The 3,393-nt window shown below is 64.0% G+C and carries 2 protein-coding genes; both read left to right on the top strand.

What is annotated here, in order from left to right; genetic code table 11:
- The first annotated feature begins 69 nt into the window (after positions 1-69).
- A complete protein-coding gene (locus J0I64_RS03575; RefSeq protein ID WP_291406245.1) occupies positions 70-2,520 on the top strand; it encodes an extracellular solute-binding protein in 2,451 nt (816 codons plus the stop codon).
- Between the two features lie 117 nt (positions 2,521-2,637).
- Positions 2,638-3,393, top strand: a 756-nt coding sequence (gene dapD, locus J0I64_RS03570; protein WP_291406244.1) for a 2,3,4,5-tetrahydropyridine-2,6-dicarboxylate N-succinyltransferase, incomplete at its 3' end; no start/stop codon positions are given.

Raw genomic sequence — 3,393 nt, 5'->3', positions numbered from 1 at the left:
CTCGCCCGCGCCCATGGAGATGCTGCTGCCCTCCATCGGCTTTTATGTGGCGCTGGCGGTGGATGGGTAGTGCCCACTAAATCCTTCTCCATCCGCCGGCGCATTCTGGCGCTTGCCACGGTGCTGCTGCTGGCGGCGGCGGTGGTTCTCATCATCTTCATTCGCGACTATGCCGAGCGGGCGGCGGATCGGGCCTTTGACCGGTTGCTGGCGGCTTCGGCGCTGACCATTGCCGGGGCGGTGCAGGTCGAGGATGAGACAGTTATCGTCGAATTGCCCTTTGCCGCCTTTGCCATGTTTTCGGGGCAGGATCGCGTTTTCTATGCCGTCGAGGGGCCCGACGCGCGGACCGTTACGGGCTATGAAGATCTGGCGGCGCAGATGGACGAGATCACCTCGGCCGGGCCGCGCTTTGCCGATATTCTGTACCATGGCGAAGTGGTGCGGGTGGCTTCGATCGGGCGATTGATTTCGACGGCGAGCGATACAGGCTGGGTGACCATCCACGTCGCGGAAACGCAGAACCAGCGCGAAGCGCTTTCCAATGAAATCCTCTCCAATGCCATTGTGCCGGTCATAGCGCTGACGCTCCTGGCCGTCGGGCTCGTGTGGTTCGGCATTTCGCGCATGTTTGCGCCGCTGACCGAGCTGGAGCACGAACTTGCCGCGCGGCCGCCGGATGATCTCTCGCCCGTCAGCGTGCCGGTGCCGGTGGAGGTAGGGCATCTGGTGGCGGCGCTCAATGGGTTTATGGGGCGGCTGCAGAAGACCATGGAGCGGGTGAGTGGGCTTGTCGCCGAGGCAGCGCATGAGGTGCGGACACCGCTCGCTTCGCTGCGCGCCCAGGCGGAAGTGGCCATGGATGAGCAGGACCTTGAGGCCATGCGCGGGCGGGTTGGGCGCATTCATACCGGCGCTGTGCAGGCGAGCCAGCTGGTCAGCCAGCTGCTGATGGACGCAACGATTTCGCATCGTCTTGAGGCGCAGGACAGCGAGATGGTGGCGCTCTGGGGGATCATCGAGGAAGTGTGCCAGAGGCTCGACGGCGAGCAGTTGGAGCGGGTATCGCTCGATGCGTCGGACGCGGCGCGGGCGGTGCAGGTGCGCGGGGATCGGGTGGCGCTGCGTGAAATGATGCGCAATCTGATCGACAATGCGCTGGTCTATTCGACCGGGCCGGTTGAAATCGGGGCCGAGATTGCCGCCAATGATCTCTGCATTACCGTGCGGGATCGCGGGCCGGGCATGGATGACGAGGAAAAGCAGAGCGTGCTCGAGCGATTCAAGCGCGGCAAGGCCAGTACCGGCACTGTCGGGTCCGGACTGGGGCTTTCCATCGTGGCGCGCGTTGCCGAGGGCCATGGCGGGCATTTGCGCTTTGCCGATCGGGCGGGTGGTGGACTTATGGTGGAAGTCGCCCTGCCGCTGACGCGGATATCGCGACGGGCGGGGCTTACGGCCGTTGCCGGCGTCGCGCTCGCCGCGCTGGTCTTGCTGCCGGGGCACGCTGAGGCAAAGTCGACGCATTATCCGGCGCTCGATGGCTCGACCGAAACCGTTCTCACCATCTTAGGGGTCACCGACACGCAGGTGTTTGGCGCTTTTGTCGCCGGCTTTCAGGCGGAGCGGCCCAACGTGACGGTCACCTATGAGGAAATGGATTCACTGCCGCTTTTCCGGCAATTCCTCGACGGCACGCTGCCGGTGGCACCGGACCTGCTGATTTCCTCGGCTTCGGACCTACAGCTCAAACTCGCCAATGACGGGCATGCACTTGCCTATGACAGCCCCTATCTCGGCGACCTGCCGGATTGGGCCCATTGGCGCAATGAGGTGTTTGGCTTCACCTTCGAGCCGGCGGTGATCATCTACAATCCCGACCGGATTGCGCTTGAAGACGTGCCGCGCACGCATCTGAAACTGGCGGAACTGCTGGAGACGGAAACCGAGAAATTCCGCGGGCAGATTGCGACCTATGACATTGCGCTGTCGGGCGTCGGCTATCTGCTGGCGGCACAGGACCAGACGATTTCCTCGACCTTCTGGCGGCTGGCGACGGCGTTTGGGCGCGTTGGCGCGCAGTTTTCGGGGTCAAGCCCGGCCATTCTCAATGGCGTGGCCGATGGATCGCTGGCGCTGGGGTATAATGTATTGGGGTCCTATGCCTTTGCCCGGCAGGCGGAAGGGGCCAATATCGAGATTGTCGTGCCCGACGACTATGTGCTGGTGCTGACGCGCTCGATGCTCATTCCGCGCGAAGCGAAAGAGGTCGATCTGGCGCGGGCTTTTGTCGACTTTGCGCTCTCGCCCGAGGGCCAGGGCATTGCGGCCGGGGATACCGCGCTCGGGTCGGTGGTGCCGGGGTCCGTGGGGGAATGGACCAGCGAGGCGATCGCGGCGCGAGGGCGCGGAGTGATCCAGGCCATTCCGCTGGGGCCGAGCCTGCTCGTGGCGCTTGATACGCTGCGGCGGCAGCGGTTTCTGGATACGTGGAAGGAAATCGTGTCGCCCAAGCTTTGAGCCCCCGCAAGGATTCCCGCTTTCGCTGGAATGACACGGTGATTGGGGCTGACGAGTCCGTTGACACTCCGCCCTGCCCCGCTATGGTCCGCGCCAGTCTTTTCCCTAGGAGCCGTCATGTCGCACGCCCAGCTTTCCAGCATTATCGAGACCGCCTTCGAAAACCGGGCCGAAGTCACTCTCTCGACCAAAGGCGAAGTGCGCGATGCGGTGGAGACGGCGCTGAACCTGCTCGATAGCGGGCAGGCGCGCGTGGCCGAGAAGATCGACGGCAACTGGCAGGTCAATCAGTGGCTGAAGAAGGCCGTGCTGCTCTCGTTCCGCCTCAATGACAATGTGCTCATCGAAGGCGCGCCGGGCGGGGCCAACTGGTTCGACAAGGTGCCGAGCAAGTTCCAGGGTTGGGGCGAGAACCAGTATCGTGCCGCCGGCTTCCGTTCGGTGCCGGGTGCCGTGGTGCGTCAGTCGGCCTTTATCGGCAAGGGCGTGATCCTGATGCCGAGCTTTGTGAACCTCGGCGCCTATGTCGATGAAGGCACCATGGTCGACACCTGGGCCACGGTTGGCTCCTGCGCGCAGATCGGCAAGAACGTGCACCTTTCGGGTGGCGTCGGCATTGGCGGCGTGCTCGAGCCGCTGCAGGCCAACCCGACCATCATCGAAGACAATTGCTTTGTCGGCGCACGCTCGGAAGTGGTCGAAGGCGTCGTCGTGGGCGAAGGCTCGGTGATTTCCATGGGCGTCTTCATCGGCGCGTCGACGAAAATCATCAACCGCGCCACCGGCGAAGTGCATATCGGCAAGGTGCCGCCCTATTCCGTCGTCGTTTCCGGTTCGCTGCCGGGCAAGGCCCTGCCCGATGGCACGCCCGGC

It is taken from the genome of Devosia sp. (assembly GCF_017307565.1).
Taxonomy (GTDB): Bacteria; Pseudomonadota; Alphaproteobacteria; order Rhizobiales; family Devosiaceae; genus Devosia.
The sequence above is the reverse complement of the archived record's forward strand: the minus strand, read 5'-3'. Positions and strand labels throughout refer to the sequence as shown.